At 47.4% G+C, this 14,139-nt stretch carries 15 protein-coding genes and 2 pseudogenes; 13 read left to right on the top strand and 4 right to left on the bottom strand.

All coding sequences use genetic code 11. The annotated features are described in order from the left end of the window. Window positions 1-6 precede the first annotated feature (6 nt). A complete protein-coding gene (locus ACSJLU_RS15975; protein WP_342096432.1) occupies window positions 7-642 on the bottom strand; it encodes a flavodoxin family protein in 636 nt (211 codons plus the stop codon). A gap of 115 nt (window positions 643-757) precedes the next feature. Here ACSJLU_RS15975 and ACSJLU_RS15970 point away from each other — a divergent pair, with 115 nt between their 5' ends. The 3 genes from ACSJLU_RS15970 (at window position 758) to ACSJLU_RS15960 (ending at window position 2,735) form a co-directional block, all read left to right on the top strand. Then, on the top strand, window positions 758-1,654 hold the full coding sequence (locus ACSJLU_RS15970; protein WP_043143182.1) for a LysR substrate-binding domain-containing protein: 897 nt from the start codon (window positions 758-760) through the stop codon (window positions 1,652-1,654). 69 nt (window positions 1,655-1,723) lie between these two features. Next, window positions 1,724-2,311 (top strand): nitroreductase family protein, encoded by a 588-nt coding sequence (locus tag ACSJLU_RS15965; RefSeq protein ID WP_043143183.1) that lies wholly within the window; start codon window positions 1,724-1,726, stop codon window positions 2,309-2,311. Window positions 2,312-2,441: 130 nt separating this feature from the next. Further along, window positions 2,442-2,735, top strand: a complete 294-nt coding sequence (locus ACSJLU_RS15960; protein ID WP_147823978.1) for a DUF2623 family protein — start codon at window positions 2,442-2,444, stop codon at window positions 2,733-2,735. Window positions 2,736-2,748: 13 nt separating this feature from the next. Here the strand turns inward: ACSJLU_RS15960 and ACSJLU_RS15955 are convergent, their stop codons facing one another. Continuing rightward, window positions 2,749-3,318 carry a helix-turn-helix domain-containing protein gene (locus tag ACSJLU_RS15955; RefSeq protein WP_102984420.1) on the bottom strand — a complete coding sequence of 190 codons (570 nt, stop codon included), beginning with the start codon at window positions 3,316-3,318 and terminating at the stop codon, window positions 2,749-2,751. A 38-nt stretch (window positions 3,319-3,356) separates the two neighbouring features. Between ACSJLU_RS15955 and ACSJLU_RS15950 the strand changes: the two genes are divergently transcribed. Further along, window positions 3,357-3,875 carry a GNAT family N-acetyltransferase gene (locus ACSJLU_RS15950; protein WP_060433500.1) on the top strand — a complete coding sequence of 173 codons (519 nt, stop codon included), beginning with the start codon at window positions 3,357-3,359 and terminating at the stop codon, window positions 3,873-3,875. Between the two features lie 17 nt (window positions 3,876-3,892). Continuing rightward, a complete protein-coding gene (locus tag ACSJLU_RS15945; protein WP_025303411.1) occupies window positions 3,893-4,333 on the top strand; it encodes a DMT family transporter in 441 nt (146 codons plus the stop codon). Window positions 4,334-4,419: 86 nt separating this feature from the next. On the opposite strand, the gene ACSJLU_RS15940 is transcribed toward ACSJLU_RS15945, so the two are convergent. Next, window positions 4,420-5,283 (bottom strand): hypothetical protein, encoded by an 864-nt coding sequence (locus ACSJLU_RS15940; protein WP_230201396.1) that lies wholly within the window; start codon window positions 5,281-5,283, stop codon window positions 4,420-4,422. A gap of 243 nt (window positions 5,284-5,526) precedes the next feature. Between ACSJLU_RS15940 and ACSJLU_RS15935 the strand changes: the two genes are divergently transcribed. The 8 genes and pseudogenes from ACSJLU_RS15935 to ACSJLU_RS15900 all read left to right on the top strand — a co-directional run bounded on the left by ACSJLU_RS15935 (window position 5,527) and on the right by ACSJLU_RS15900 (window position 11,803). Then, window positions 5,527-6,258, top strand: coding sequence for a hypothetical protein (locus tag ACSJLU_RS15935; RefSeq protein ID WP_342096431.1), 732 nt, complete (start codon window positions 5,527-5,529; stop codon window positions 6,256-6,258). A 218-nt stretch (window positions 6,259-6,476) separates the two neighbouring features. Then, window positions 6,477-7,086 (top strand): annotated as a pseudogene (locus ACSJLU_RS15930) (transposase). Between the two features lie 51 nt (window positions 7,087-7,137). Beyond that, window positions 7,138-7,359 (top strand): annotated as a pseudogene (locus ACSJLU_RS15925) (MFS transporter TsgA); the annotation flags it as partial. A gap of 576 nt (window positions 7,360-7,935) precedes the next feature. After that, on the top strand, window positions 7,936-8,628 hold the full coding sequence (locus ACSJLU_RS15920; RefSeq protein WP_439041010.1) for a hypothetical protein: 693 nt from the start codon (window positions 7,936-7,938) through the stop codon (window positions 8,626-8,628). Next, a complete protein-coding gene (locus ACSJLU_RS15915) occupies window positions 8,628-9,239 on the top strand; it encodes a TIR domain-containing protein (RefSeq protein WP_198338021.1) in 612 nt (203 codons plus the stop codon). Before ACSJLU_RS15920 ends, ACSJLU_RS15915 begins: the two co-directional genes overlap by 1 nt. A 41-nt stretch (window positions 9,240-9,280) precedes the next feature. Beyond that, the gene (locus ACSJLU_RS15910) at window positions 9,281-9,793 is read left to right on the top strand and encodes a TIR domain-containing protein (protein WP_074182786.1); all 513 of its coding nucleotides are present in this window, start codon (window positions 9,281-9,283) and stop codon (window positions 9,791-9,793) included. A 1-nt stretch (window position 9,794) separates the two neighbouring features. Further along, entirely contained in the window at window positions 9,795-10,988 is a 1,194-nt protein-coding gene (locus ACSJLU_RS15905; protein WP_088402940.1) for a toll/interleukin-1 receptor domain-containing protein, read from the top strand. Then, window positions 10,985-11,803: a hypothetical protein gene (locus ACSJLU_RS15900; protein WP_103972535.1), complete on the top strand. Its 819-nt coding sequence runs from the start codon at window positions 10,985-10,987 to the stop codon at window positions 11,801-11,803. The genes ACSJLU_RS15905 and ACSJLU_RS15900 overlap by 4 nt, the downstream gene beginning before the upstream one ends. 244 nt (window positions 11,804-12,047) lie before the next feature. On the opposite strand, the gene ACSJLU_RS15895 is transcribed toward ACSJLU_RS15900, so the two are convergent. Then, on the bottom strand, window positions 12,048-13,835 hold the full coding sequence (locus ACSJLU_RS15895; RefSeq protein WP_098363227.1) for an ATP-binding protein: 1,788 nt from the start codon (window positions 13,833-13,835) through the stop codon (window positions 12,048-12,050). Between the last annotated feature and the right edge of the window lie 304 nt (window positions 13,836-14,139).

The raw sequence follows: 14,139 nt of genomic DNA, 5'->3' as shown, positions 1-14,139 counted from the left end.
CCGAGGCTATTCCGTCCAAACCTGCGTGCTGCGCGGGCTGTCCATCTGATAATCCGAGTAGGGGCGGGTGAAGAACTCGCGCCCCAACTCGCGGGCGGCCTGCAGCGGGTTGCGCGGATCGCGGGCGATCTCACCGCGCTGGTTGCCGGCGCCGTGCACCAGCCCGACGAAGGCGGAATGGGTGTAACGGCTGAACTCCTGGATCTGATGCACGATGCCCAGCGCCGCGCCAGGATAAGTTTCTTCCGACGCCACCGCCAGCCCGATGCGTTTGCCGCTCATGCGTTGGTGCACCTGTTCCGCCTGAGGGCAGGCGTTGGAATAGAAGCTGAACGAGCGATCGAAAAAGGCCTTGGTTTGCGCCGACATGCCGTACCAGTAAATCGGCGTGCAAAATACCGCGCCGTCGGCCGGCAGGAAGTGCTCCAGGAACAGCTCGGCGTAGCGATCGGCCGACGGCGGCGTATGGCGTTCATCGCTCAGAAAACCGCTCAGGTAATCATCGAGAAAATGCAGGCTGGCGACGGTGCCGGCTTCGGCGGCGCCCACCAGGATCGCCTGCGCCAGCGTGGCGCTGTTGCCGTCACGGCGCGGGCTGCCGACCAGCACAACCAGACGTTTGGATTGATGAGTTGTATTCATGTCATGTTCCTCGGTATGAAGTGAATTCAACCCTACTTTAGAAACAAGTGACGGCAGGCGACAAATGACGGCTTTTCTGCCAGGATGAATTCAACTCACCTAGAGGGATTTCGCCATGTTCGCCACGCTGCCCGTCAACGCATTACGCACCTTTGAATCCGCCGCTCGCCTGCGCAGCTTCAAGCTGGCGGCGGCCGAGCTGGCGGTGACGCCGACGGCGATCTCGCACCAGATCAAAGCGCTGGAGCAGCAGTTGGGGTTTGCGCTGTTCGAGCGAGTGCCGCGCGGCGTGCGGCTGACGGCGAAGGGAGAAACGCTGTTCGCCGGGGTGCACGGCGCGCTGCTGGACATCGCCGCCACGCTCGAAGGCCTGCGGCCGCAGCCCAGCAGCGGCTCGCTGTGCGTCTCGGTGACGCACTCGTTCGCGGCGCTGTGGTTGGTGCCGCGCCTGGGGCGTTTCTACCAGGCGTACCCGCACTATCTGGTGCGCCTGGAGGCCTGCGCCGAGGTGATCGATCTGCAGCAGGACGCCAGCGTGGATGTGGCGGTGCGTTACAGTCGCGCACACTATCCCTCGCTGCATCAGACGGCGCGGCTGGAGGAGAGCTTTGGCGTTTACGCCGCGCCGGGGCTGGCTGCCGCCGAACCGGAAAATCCGGTGCTGATCACCGTGAAGTGGGGGGATTCTGCGCTGTACGACAGCGGTTGGCATGACTGGTGCCGGGCCGCCGGCGTGGACTGGTGGCAGCGCCATGCGGCGATGCGCAGCTATCACGAGGAACATTACGCCCTGCAGGCGGCGGTGGCCGGGCAGGGGTTGGTGCTCGCCAGCTCGGTGATGGTGTCCGAGATGGTGGACAACGGTCTGCTGGTGGCGTACCGGCCGGAGGTGCGCGTTCCGGGTGCCGCGTACAGCGTGTTGTGCGCGCCGGGACGCGAGCGGCACCCGCCGGTCAGGGCGTTTCTCGCCTGGCTGCAGCAGGAACTGCCGCAAGGCAATGGCACGAAATAAAAGTTTTACCGTCCTAAGCTGTGGGAATATCAGCGAACTTTTGTTTTTACTTCACTGCGAGAACCTATCATGAGCCAGCCAAGAACCTCCGATTACCCGATTGACGCGCAATTTATCGAGCGCTGGTCGCCGCGCGCGATGACCAACGACGCCATCGACGATCAAACGCTGCTGAGCTTCTTTGAAGCGGCGCGCTGGTCGCCTTCGGCCTACAACATTCAGCCGTGGCGCTTTGCCTACAGCAAGCACGGCTCCGACAGCTGGGAGAACTACCTGGAGTTCCTGATCGACTTCAACCGCGGCTGGGCGCAGCACGCCTCGGCGCTGGTGGTGATCGTCTCCAAAACCACCAGCCTGAACGGCGAGCGGCTGGTGGACAACCCGACCCACGCGTTCGACACCGGCGCCGCCTGGGCCAACCTGGCGCATCAGGCGCACCTGAAAGGCTGGCTGACCCACTGCATGAGCGGCATTCACCACGACAAGATCAAAGCGGCGTTGCAGCTGCCGGACGACTATGCGGTGCACGCCATGGTGGCGATCGGCAAACCGGGCGACAAAGCCCGCCTGCCGGATTTCCTGCAGGAAAAAGAGGCGCCGTCGGGCCGCCTGCCGCTGGGCAAGACCGTCAGCGAAGGGCTGAATTTCACGCTGTGATTGTCCGCTTTCCCTCAGGCCCGCTTGGCGGGCCTTTTTTATGCGACGAGTAAAACTTAGGGAGTATGTTCTCGTTCGCTTATTCGCTGTATATTTTGTTATATAGCGATGGCGTGATGAGGAGGAAACCGTGGGGGATCATTTTGGCAAAGGGCTGTTGGCGGGGCTAAAGGCAGAGAGCCTGAAGCCGGAGACGGAGCTGTCGCGCTTTTGCTCCGACTACAAGCGCGGCTTTGTGCTCGGTTATGCGCACCATTTGGCGCAGCGCTGCGGCGACGAAAACCGGGCGGCGTTCGAGGCCGGGCAGCTGAGCCGCGCCTATGGCCTCGGCAGTGAGCCGATGAGCGAGTTCTTTTCCGGCGGCGACAGCCGGCTGGCGGCGAAGTTTTTCCGCGCCGGCTATAACCGGCCGACGCAGGGCTAGCGCGGGCGGGGTGTCAGGCGGCGCTCAGCACCGCCACCATATACACGCACGGTTGGTCGCTCTGGTTTTCAAAGCGGCAGTCCGCCGGCGGGCCGAGCTCCAGGCAGTCTCCCTCGGCCATGTCATGGCGCGCGTCACCTTCCACAAAGACCAACTCACCGGATAAGACCCAGATCAGCTGGCGCTTGAAGGCATACACCGAAGCCGGCATCGGGATCGTCGCGCCGGCCGGCAGTTCGATACGTACCAGATCGAGCGGCAGATCGGTGCGCGGCGAAACGTGGCGCCGCACGTAGCCGCTCTCCGGATCGACCCAGACCGGTTGATCTTCTCGGCGTAGCAGCCGGCCTTCCTGCGTTTCCGCCCGGGCGATGAGCTTGGACATGCTGAGGCCGAACGCCCCCGCCAGCCTGGCCAGCAGCATCGCCGTCGGGCTGCTCTCGCCGCGCTCGATCTTATGAACCATCGCCCGTGAAACGCCCGCCTGCTCGGCCAGATCGGACAGCGACCAGTGGCGCGCCTCGCGTTCAATGCGAATGCGTGCGCCGATCAGCTGATTTAGATTGTCTAATTTAATATTCATATCGTAGTATTATAATGGACAATTGGCCGGGGTAAACCATGATTATACGAAATGCGACGCTTAACGATAGCGCGGCGATTGCCGCCATCTATAACGACGCGGTGTTGAACAGCACCGCCATCTGGAATGAACAAACGGTGGATGCGGCCAATCGCGCGGCGTGGATCGGCGAACGGCAGGCGGCGGGCTACCCGGTGCTGGTGGCGGTGAACGGCGCGGACGAGGCGATCGGCTACGCGTCGTTCGGTGACTGGCGCGCCTGGGACGGCTATCGCCATACCGTAGAACACTCGGTGTATGTCCATCAGGCGCATCGCGGTGAAGGGATTGGCAAAGCGCTGTTGATCGCCCTGATCGCACGGGCGCGGGAGATCGGCAAGCACGTGATGGTGGCCGGCATCGAATCCGGCAATCAGGCCTCCATTCAGCTGCACCTGGCGCTCGGGTTCCGCGAGGTGGGGCGCATGGAGCAGGTGGGTGCCAAATTTGGCCAATGGCTGGATCTGACTTTCCTGCAGCTGACGCTCGACGAGCGGGCGGAGCCGCCGGCGCGCTGATCCCGGGAGGCAGGGCGATGAATATGCTATTGCTGCTGATCGCGGCGGGAATGGGGCTGGTGGTGCAGAATCTGCTGATGGTGCGCATTACCGAAAGCGTCTCGACCATCCTTATCACGCTGGTGATCAACTCCAGCGTCGGTTTGCTGCTGCTGGTGGGGTTGCTGCTGGCCAAAAACGGCCTCGGCGCGGTGGCGGAAGTGACCGGCGCCGCCAGGTGGTGGATGCTGTTACCGGGGCTGCTGGGATCGCTGTTCGTGTTCGCCGGCATCCTGGGCTACCAAAAACTGGGCGCGGCGGCCACCATCTCGATCTTGGTCGCCAGCCAGCTGTGCATGGGGCTGCTGGTGGACGTCTACCGCGCCGGCCCGGCGGCGCTGCGCGAGAATCTGCCGGCGCTGTTGGGCGCCCTGCTGCTGGTGGCGGGCGCCTATCTGGTGGCGAAACGCAGCTTTTGAGGGAACGGTTTGCCGCCGCCGGGATAGTTTCTGCGTCTTGAACTATGCCGCATGTTATCGGGGGAAATTATTCCCCCGATAACAATCTAGTAAACATAGTCATATTTTATTTCTGCAACGTGGTTGTAGACGTTATCCCGGTTTTTCTTCACGTCTTTAATTAAAATTGAAATGTTTTGCTGAGCATTAATGCATCTTCCAAACTTATCCCAGCTTTTACAGGTGGTCGTGGTCGTTTCTGTGGTGAAGGACTTCATCACTTCTTTGCTGGTTAACTCTCTATCGTCGTTATCATAAGTAAAATCTCCGGTGGTTGTACCTGATAGTGTTCTTGTTAAACGGTTTTTAGCGTCATAACTATAGGCGGTGTTGCCACTGTCATTGCCCAGCGTACTAACGCGTTTTGCCTCGGACAGCCTCCCGGCGTCATCGGCTAAAAATGTTGTTACCGCCTTGCTTGACTGGTGCTTTTGCTTGATGAGCAGGTCGGATGCCTCTTCCGATCGGACGATTCGGCCACCGTCACCGGTGAGCACGGTGCCGCTGATTTCTTGCGCCATCAGCTCATGGCGGGCATTGCCATTCTCAATCATAGACATGTTAAATGTTGAGCTGTAATCCCAGTTGTTATGGTTTTTATCAAGCGTGCTGCTGAACTGGATCACTAAAATACTCTTGTTAATTTGTGACCTGACGGTTTTTTTAGCGCGTGAATGCAGCAGGGTACCGCAGTCATCAAATTCTACCTGGGAATCAGCCGAGATATAGTCATCCTTGCTGGTTATACGCATGCTGATTTTTTTAGGCGTTTTCTTAGCTGACCACTCTTGAGCCAAGATGGCATTGTTAAAGGCGTTGTTGGCTGATGTTTTTTCAGAGCAGAGGTTTTCATTTGCATATACATTGCATGAATAAATAATCGGCAAACAGAACAACATTGATTTTTTCAAAGTGAACACTCCATGTCATAGCACATTGATGTTGTATGATTATATCTACGTATTGCCATATATCGCAACTTTTGCCAGCCTGGGCAACAGGCCATCCGTTTTTGCAAAGATAACGGAAAACAGGCCAGAGCGTTCATGAATCGGTACCTGTCGTTACGTTACACAATATATACTATGGTATTGTAATTTTAGAGCATGTACTATTATCGTAACTATACGACTGTAGTGATGGATATTTATGCTATGCTAACATCTGACCCACGTTATCAACTTCTAGCAGTATATAGTGCACAACATCTCCGTGCTGTTGCTGGCAGAGTCATTGCTCGTGCTGAGCTGACACCTCTGAATTTTTCTACGCTGCTCTGGCGCTCAATGTGGCAATCACCAATTCCACCTCTTTTACACCCTGAATCAGGTCACGAATTTTTACAGGAAAACGGCTGCCCCTATCCACGACCTTATGGCCTTGAGTCGTGGATCACGACCAACAATAAAGGTATTCTTGATTTCCAGTCTGCTAATAAGATTATTTATTTGGCTGGTTTTATTGAAAAAGACTGGGGTCTTAGCAGGCAAATGCCAATATGGAGAAAACACGCAACGAGTCGGATCAATGGCTATGCATATAATATTGTTCAGATGTTTATGTATGATGGGCTTTCGGATGCTTATCCAACTGAATACTATGTTACGTTCGACTACGATCTTTTGAGTGACGAGTTGAAAAACACAAGGCTTAATCGCTGGGTGTCTACATACCAAAAAAAATCGAAAGATCCCTTTGTCGTTGCATCAATGGAAATTACTCGGATATCTAATGCGAGATCAATATTTCTATGGCAAATTACGCTTGAGACAGTTAAAGGGTTATGTACATCTTTAACGATGGAGGCTACACCGGGTAATTCATATTTAAGCTATTTTCACCCCGTCAGACAAAAGCGAGTTCATCCGTTTATTGGCTATATTTGAATGCTCAAAGGATATAGTATTAAAGGGGGGGATGTGCTATGCGATAAATTTACTCTGTAAAACCTAAGGGTATAGGCGTGGAGCAAGAAGATGAAATATAATACCACTCAGTCGCCGTAGAATTTCTCGGCCAAAACCGTGCGAATAGAGACTGTAATTTAAATTGTGTATCTGCCTGTTTTTGATATGTTCATTCCCACAACGGAGACAGGCAAATTATGGATGAAAATAAACTCAAAGTGCTGGCTGCTGAACTGGCCAAAGGCCTTAAAACCGAAGTCGACCTAAACCAGTTTTTCCGGATGCTGACAAAGCTTACCGTCGAAACGGCGCTCAATGCAGAAGTGAGCGAGCACCTCGGACACGAGAAAAACGCGCCCAAAAAGCTCAAAGACCCGCAATGGCTACTCGTTAAAACGCTGCTGAGTGATGATGGCGAGAGCGAGCTGAGCACCCCGCGTGACCGTGAAAATACCTTTGAACCTCAGTTACCAGACGCGTATTACGCAGATGGACATCCAGATTTGGTCCCTCTACGCCAAAGGCACGACCTCCCGCGAAATCGTCGCCACGTTCAAGGAAATGTACGATACGGACGTGTCTCCCACGCTGATATCTAAAGTCACCGATGCAGTTAAAGAACAGGTGACAAAGTGGTAAAGTAGGCCTCTTGATGTACTGTATCCCATTGTTTATCTTGACTGTATCGTGGCGAGGGTTCGTCAGGCTGGCAGCGTGATTAACAAAGCCGTATTCCTCGCTCTGGGCATTAATACAGAAGGTGATCTTGACCCGCTATCTCCAGACAGCTTTTGTATCTTGAGTTAACAATGCCCGCAGGCGTCGGTATTCTCCCGGGGAGTGATATCCCAGTGCGAAACGAGGGTTTCCTCACCCAAGCTGGTGAATTTCATTCTGACCAGTGGAACAGTCGGCACCATGTTGACCTTTGTGGTCACCGGGCCATTTGTGGCGCACTTAGGCGTACATGCGGTGCTGGTTATGGCGGATGTGCTGTATTTTTTGGTCTTTATTCTCTGCTTTGCCCTGGGGTTCTGCACTCGGCACCACTTGCACGGCGGCAACGCCGAAAATATCTGACTCGCGCCGTGCCGAATAGCAAAAAGCCCGCTCGGGTTTCCCTGAGCGGGCTTCTCTAAATATGGCTCCTCTGACTGGGATCGCCTTTGCCAGTAACTGGCTAATAAATAAGCTAAACCTGAATACTCTTTCTGTCAAGACCACCATTATGACCCCCTCTAAGAAATGTATGCGCTTGTAAGAAGAAGCAATGCCCATTGGGGTGGATAAGGATACAATCGGTACTCTGCCTGAGCATTATGTTTTAGTGATCTGCTACGATCGCAACAGACAGCTGGTTGATGAAGATATCCACTGCTTTGTCTAGAGAAAACCCCAATGCAGTTCACCAGATATATCTAAATTTTTAGTCTGGCTGAGAGAAGTGAAACTAGTATCCTTAAGGATTTCGGAGAAATCCGAATCAGGGTATAGTGGTCACTGAGCATAAACAAATAGTTGCGTTATTGGGTTATAATTCATTGATAATTATGAATAAAATTTTCAATGTCTGTTGATAAAAATGCAACTTGATTGAAATTGTTTCATAAGGATTCGCTTATGGTTAGGGGATTGTTACTATTCGGAATTATTTTGATGGTAATTATTTTGATGGGGTACTTCTCTTTTTTACCGGCCTCACAATGGTGGTTTATCAAAAATATCATATCAAATTTTGATTTTGTAAAAGCGCTCCTTTCAATTCTAATATTATCATTGATTACTATATTTTTGTTTTTCGGTATTTTAGAGAAAAAATACTCATTAAAGTTAGAAAAATTAACTTTCGGTGGGTTAAATGTTTTATTTGATAGTTCTGACTTGCTATATAAAAGATCTGTTCGCAATTTACTTGATACTAAAAGAAGTGTGTTCAAAATTGATCCACATTTTGATTCATTTGAAGAGGTTTTTAACTCTTTATATGATATCTATAATTTTATTCGTGTTGAAATAAGAGTGCTGGATGTTAAGCGGAAAAGAGATATGGAGTTGTATGGTATATCTAATAAAATGCTAAAAAAACTGAATCAACTGCTTACCAAACATCAGAATAATTACAGGCGTTGGCATAAGTACATCTCAACAAACGATATTGTATTGACGAGGGATAAAGATTCTAACGGTGAAAATGTTTCTTTGATTTATCATTTAACACCGATTGGAGTAATCCAGACTCATTATTATCATTTCAGCCAGTTGATGGCTGATTTTGAATGCATTAATAAATTCTTCTGTGAGGAAGTTAGTGTTGTATTTAACATCGATATTGCTAAGTGGGATGAGTAATGCATAAAACTTTTCTGAGTTATCATCATGCAAACGAACAGGATTTGAAGAACGGAATCATTGAAGCATTTGCTGGTGCGTCATTTATTGACAAGTCCGTCAGTGACGGGGATATCAGCACTAATGTCAGTGAAGATTACATTATGCGGAAAATTCGGGAGGACTATCTTGGTGACTCTACCGTAACAGTAGTACTCATAGGTACAGAAACTGCCAGCAGACCTTTTGTTAACTCAGAAATTCAAGCATCTTTATGGGGGGAGAATCCTGGTGGATTAATCGGGGTAATTCGAGATGAAATATATTCGAGCGTGTTTAGCTCGGGTGTGTGTAGTGATACCTCTTGCAATTGCGGGATTGGAATTAGAACCATTGATTGGGGTTATGAACATTATCTCCCTTGGTTAATTAAAAAAAATCATAGTTTTTCAAAACTCGTCCCCCACTATGATGATATGGATGTTTATTGCTCCCTGGTTAAGTATTCAGATTTTATAGGGAATAGTGAATTTTATATTAACCAGGCATTTGATAAAAGAAATATTATGGAACCTGCAGCAAAGAAAAATCCCGCTGATGTTCCTGCTATAAGAACTAATTTACTATGGTGATGAGATGATTTTTACGCCAAGATAAAATTAAGGTAACAGATATGTATAATACCAAAATAATTAAAAGAAAAGTTTTTTTAAGCTACCACCATGATGGTGACCAATATTACTATGATGAATTCTCAAGAAAATTTCATGATGAATATGAGGCTGTAACGGATAATTCTCTTGATCGTCGAGTTGACAGTGACGATATTGACTATGTCATGCGACGTATTCGTGAGTATTATATCGCAGGGACTTCATGTTCCATTGTCTTGGTCGGTAATGAATCATGGGGAAGAAAATATATTGACTGGGAAATTAAATCGACGCTTGATAAACAACATGGACTTATTGGTGTCCAGTTGCCAACATTGTTATCAAATTCTTATGGACAAGTGACTGTGCCCGCTCGACTCAGTGATAATATTGATTCTGGATATGCGCTGTGGGTAAGTTGGGCTGATTTTACAGCTAGCATTTCATCGTGTAGGGAATATATCGAACAAGCCAATTGTCGTAGTAATACTCTGATAAGAAACACTCGTGAACGCCGCTTAAGGAATGCATAATATGCTTGAGACGAATTTGGCAAAACCATTTCTGGTTGTTTATATCATTTGGCACCCGGATTTCGCCGGTGGTGCTGGACTGGCCGAAATATTGCGTGGACACTTTCGTCGGGAACTCTATCAGAATGTTGCTGGAGGAACCGGTTTAAGTGTTATTTTTCGTTCTGAGCCTCTACCTAAAACGGGGAAGCCGCTGCCGATCAATTTTTCAGAATCAGAGACCACCGCAGTCCTCATACTTGCAGAATCATGTATGGCAAATGATCCTGAATGGGGGACTTACCTTCGGGAGCTATCCACGCAGTCGGAAATAGCTGGACTAGGTACACATCTTTTCCCCATTGCTATTGATGGAGAAGGATTGAATCTGGGACTGGAAGAGCAGGCATTACGCTGGGACCAATGGATACAGGATGGGAGCAACGATACTGCAAACCTTCATATACGATTGATTAGTGAGCTTACATACGAATTTTGCAGGATGCTGCGCCATTACCTGGAACATCTGAAACAACCAGAAAAAGATGAAGATGAGTTGCTTAATTATCTCAAGAAAGTTCAGATATTCCTTAGCCATTCTAAACATGATAAAGATGGAGAGCGGATTGCTCATTTGATACGTGAGCAATTACATAGTGGACATGGGTTAAGTTCATTCTTTGATGTCCATGATATCCCTGCCGGGCTTCGGTTTCATCAGGTGCTATTGAAACAGCTGGCGCAAAGCGCAGTTGTTGCTATACATACCGACTCTTATTCTTCGCGTGAATGGTGTCGCCGAGAGATTATAGAAGCTAAACGTAATAGTGTACCTTTAGTTGTTGCCAACTGTATTAGCGAATTGGATGAAAGGGGATTTCCTTATATGGGAAATGTCCCCATAGTGAGAATGGATCCACAGCAGGCTGAACGAATTAATATCATTATTGCACGACTGCTTGATGAGGTTCTGAAAGATTTTCTGTGGCGCTGTCGTATACAATTGGTTAATACCGAACAAAGTGCAGTGCAGTTTGTTCCGCGTGCGCCGGAGTTAATCTCACTTGCTGGCTTAAAGTTCCACGGTATCGGGCAGCCTACAATTGTATATCCCGACCCACCCTTAAGTTCGGAAGAGGAGCGCTTATTTGAAGAAGTTAAACCCGGTATCAGGCTTAGAAGTTTTACCGAATGGCTGGCAGAGGGAACATCATGACTTATCGTGAAATGCTTAGTCAGCATGTTATTGCAATATCTACATCAGATAGCTCAGATATGCCTGTATTGGGGTTAAGTCAACAGCATTTATATGACGCGATGACAGAAATTGCGCGTCATTTATTAGCCTTGGGAGCCCGGATTGTTTATGGAGGAGATTTACGTGCTAACGGTTTTACTGAACTGTTATTTGAGTTAGTAGCACGCCATAGAAGAGATGCGGATGAGGGGGATGAACGTTCCAGTATATTGAACTATCTGGCATGGCCGGTGCATATGCAAAAAGATTCCAGTGACTTGGAAAGGCTCAGTGCGGACCTGAAAGGAATGGCAAGGCTTGTTTTATTCAATCGGGATGGCGAGTCGTTGCCAATGGCAGAACGAGCCCATTACATAGCAACTATTCCTTCTGATGAAGATTGGGAAAAAGGTTTGACAGCAATGCGACATGCTATGTTACAAGACACACATGCCCGTATTATTCTTGGCGGGCAGGTAGATAAGTATAAGGGGGCAATGCCTGGTATAGCAGAAGAGGCTATATTATCACTTCGCGCTAAACAACCCCTTTTCATTATGGGGGGCTTTGGTGGATGTGCAAAAGATATCACCGAGTCTCTGAATATTGTGGCATCTGACGGAATGCAGAAACGCAACTGGAGAGGTCGGGAAGAATTTTCTGGTTTCTCTTTCCAGGATCTTAATAACGGACTCACTGAGGAAGAAAATACTGTGCTAGCACAGACTCCGCATGTGGACCAAGCTATCGCCATGATTTTGAGAGGACTTTTCCGATTAGTAAAACGTTGCTGAAAAAATACTTAAATTCCATTATCATTATATGTATTAGCTTAGACTTGCTTTGGCACTCTTGCGGTACTGAGCTAAACCTAATCTGATATGTCGGTCTGTGCAAAAGCCCGTACACATAGTAGCCTTTTAATTTGTATAAGTAGCAGCAGAGCCGAAGTGCAAGGAAAACGTTGTGAGACGATGACGATATACAGAGCAATCATATATAATATGAAGAAAGAGCCGTGCTTGCGGCTCCAAAATGTTATAATTTCGCATATATAGCATTAAACCAAGTTAATGTCTCGCCTTTTGCATCACTTGCAGTGAGCATTTGATAACTCATTTTTGCTGTAGCAAATTTATTTATCTTCTTCTTCGCTTTACTTTCATTATAACGTGTTAAAGCAGATACCTCTGTTGATACATCTGTCGTATCATCTATGGTTATTTTTACACCAAACACCGCCTGAATAGCATCAGGATGTAAATAATTTTCCATTTCCCTTTTTTCAGTCATGAATGCTATGGAACCATCATTTCTAGCATTTACTGACTTACATTCTTTTTCATACTGAGGAGGGATGGCAACATCTCTATCATAGATGTGAATCTCAGGTTTATTTAGAATTTTTAAGTAATTATTATTAACCCAATCTTTAAGAGTATGTCCCCCCATTGGAATGAAAACTATACGCGGATCATTTATCATATCAGGAACATTTGGAACACCTTGGTCGAGATAAATTTTACCGATATTCTTTAAAAAGTTTATATCATTAGGGCCTTCAACGCATACAAGAACAGATGCCCTACTATCAGGGTATACGCCAAGATCATTCGCTATGTTCTTTAGCACATCATCATTACCATTTTTAACCTCTAAACCATCATCGAGTGTTCGGGTTATATGGCGTAGAGATTCTGTAGGTATCTTTTCCACAAGTGCAGGGACGTGGGTGGTAATCAATACTTGGCATTTATCAGCATTTGCTAATTCTTGAAATGCATCAATAAGAAGTCTTTGATTAGATGGGTGTTGAGATGTTTCAGGTTCTTCAATTGCATAAATAACTCCTTTATCTGGGAATTCTTTTTGCAATCTTTCTGCTTCCGCTTTAAAAAAACTAATCAGGACTAAACGTCTAACACCACTACCACGTTTATTGATAGCTATTCCTCTATCATCTTCCAATGTTAGCTTGAAAATATTTTCCCACTTAGGTTCCACTTTAAACTTTGGGACTAACCCGGCAGCAAGATTAGGAGATATATCATGTAAATGTTTAATTGTGTTTTCAGCCACTTCAACTGCATGTTCTTTTACGCTTTCTTTAATGGATTCAAGTTGAATGTCAATCTTCTGCAATGCTGTTTGAACCGCTGACTTCATAGGATCCTGTACTTCTGATTCTTCATCGGTACTAGGCCTGTCTGCGCGGAATAATGCAAAGTGAGGGAGTTTGTCATATATTTTTTCACAAATAACCTTGCCCTCCTCAGCATTTAATTTAACGAAGATTTCTTTGAGCTTTAAATCTCCAATTTTCCTGTAAATTTCTTGTCTTAAACTAACATTGGACCTTTTATCAGCTCCATCAACACCAATAGATTCGGCAATTACTTTAAGTTCATCATTTTTTTTAGCAAGTAAAGATTTCGCGCCTTTTGCTGAGGGAGCCATACATTTAGCTTGAACGCTGCCAGATCCCTTACCTTTTGCAAATACTCTATATATTTCTAGCTTTCCATTACTATTTAATAAATATTCTTCTTTAAGGTTAGTTATAGATGTGGCATCCAAAACTATAGGTATATCAGCTCCTGAAAAGATACATCCAATTGACACGTCTTCATTTTCCACGCTATCGACACATTTATCGGTAGCATCATATTTACATAGTTTATGTTCAAAGAAGACACCAAGTGCGTCTAAGATAGTTGTTTTACCAACATCATTACGACCAACTAATGCAGTTAGTGAGTTAATGTCAATGCTATGTTCTCCATGATAGCCACGAAAGTTCTTTAAGATTAGTTTTTCAAGTTTCATAAAAATCTCCATTTTTAAAAATTAAAATTTTATTTTTTTTAAAACTTACGCATTCGAAAAAACATTTGATTTTGTTGTATTCGAAGTAACAAGAACAATTTATAAAATTAGTTCAATCGAAGTCTTGGGTAAGACGCTTTTTCTCTTTAACAAAACGGATAACTACGCATTGGACAATAGATACTTTAGGAAACACGAGGAAAAATTGTAACGTTTTGCTCATTCTAGACCTGATATTCCTTCAAATTAGCAAGTTCGAGAGATAAGGGAAAATTACGACAGTCTACCAGAATCATTTCACACC

Source organism: Serratia bockelmannii, from assembly GCF_051803255.1.
Lineage (GTDB): Bacteria > Pseudomonadota > Gammaproteobacteria > Enterobacterales > Enterobacteriaceae > Serratia > Serratia bockelmannii.
Note: the sequence above shows the minus strand (reverse complement) of the source record. Positions and strands in the feature narration are given on the sequence as shown.

What these genes read in the sequence shown, in the direction of transcription:
- ACSJLU_RS15975 (WP_342096432.1), bottom strand. Translation starts at nt 642, where the DNA reads ATGAATACAACTCATCAATCCAAACGTCTGGTTGTGCTGGTCGGCAGC.
- ACSJLU_RS15970 (WP_043143182.1), top strand. Translation starts at nt 758, where the DNA reads ATGTTCGCCACGCTGCCCGTCAACGCATTACGCACCTTTGAATCCGCC.
- ACSJLU_RS15965 (WP_043143183.1), top strand. Translation starts at nt 1,724, where the DNA reads ATGAGCCAGCCAAGAACCTCCGATTACCCGATTGACGCGCAATTTATC.
- ACSJLU_RS15955 (WP_102984420.1), bottom strand. Translation starts at nt 3,318, where the DNA reads ATGAATATTAAATTAGACAATCTAAATCAGCTGATCGGCGCACGCATT.
- ACSJLU_RS15950 (WP_060433500.1), top strand. Translation starts at nt 3,357, where the DNA reads ATGATTATACGAAATGCGACGCTTAACGATAGCGCGGCGATTGCCGCC.
- ACSJLU_RS15945 (WP_025303411.1), top strand. Translation starts at nt 3,893, where the DNA reads ATGAATATGCTATTGCTGCTGATCGCGGCGGGAATGGGGCTGGTGGTG.
- ACSJLU_RS15935 (WP_342096431.1), top strand. Translation starts at nt 5,527, where the DNA reads ATGCTAACATCTGACCCACGTTATCAACTTCTAGCAGTATATAGTGCA.
- ACSJLU_RS15920 (WP_439041010.1), top strand. Translation starts at nt 7,936, where the DNA reads ATGGTAATTATTTTGATGGGGTACTTCTCTTTTTTACCGGCCTCACAA.
- ACSJLU_RS15915 (WP_198338021.1), top strand. Translation starts at nt 8,628, where the DNA reads ATGCATAAAACTTTTCTGAGTTATCATCATGCAAACGAACAGGATTTG.
- ACSJLU_RS15910 (WP_074182786.1), top strand. Translation starts at nt 9,281, where the DNA reads ATGTATAATACCAAAATAATTAAAAGAAAAGTTTTTTTAAGCTACCAC.
- ACSJLU_RS15905 (WP_088402940.1), top strand. Translation starts at nt 9,795, where the DNA reads ATGCTTGAGACGAATTTGGCAAAACCATTTCTGGTTGTTTATATCATT.
- ACSJLU_RS15900 (WP_103972535.1), top strand. Translation starts at nt 10,985, where the DNA reads ATGACTTATCGTGAAATGCTTAGTCAGCATGTTATTGCAATATCTACA.
- ACSJLU_RS15895 (WP_098363227.1), bottom strand. Translation starts at nt 13,835, where the DNA reads ATGAAACTTGAAAAACTAATCTTAAAGAACTTTCGTGGCTATCATGGA.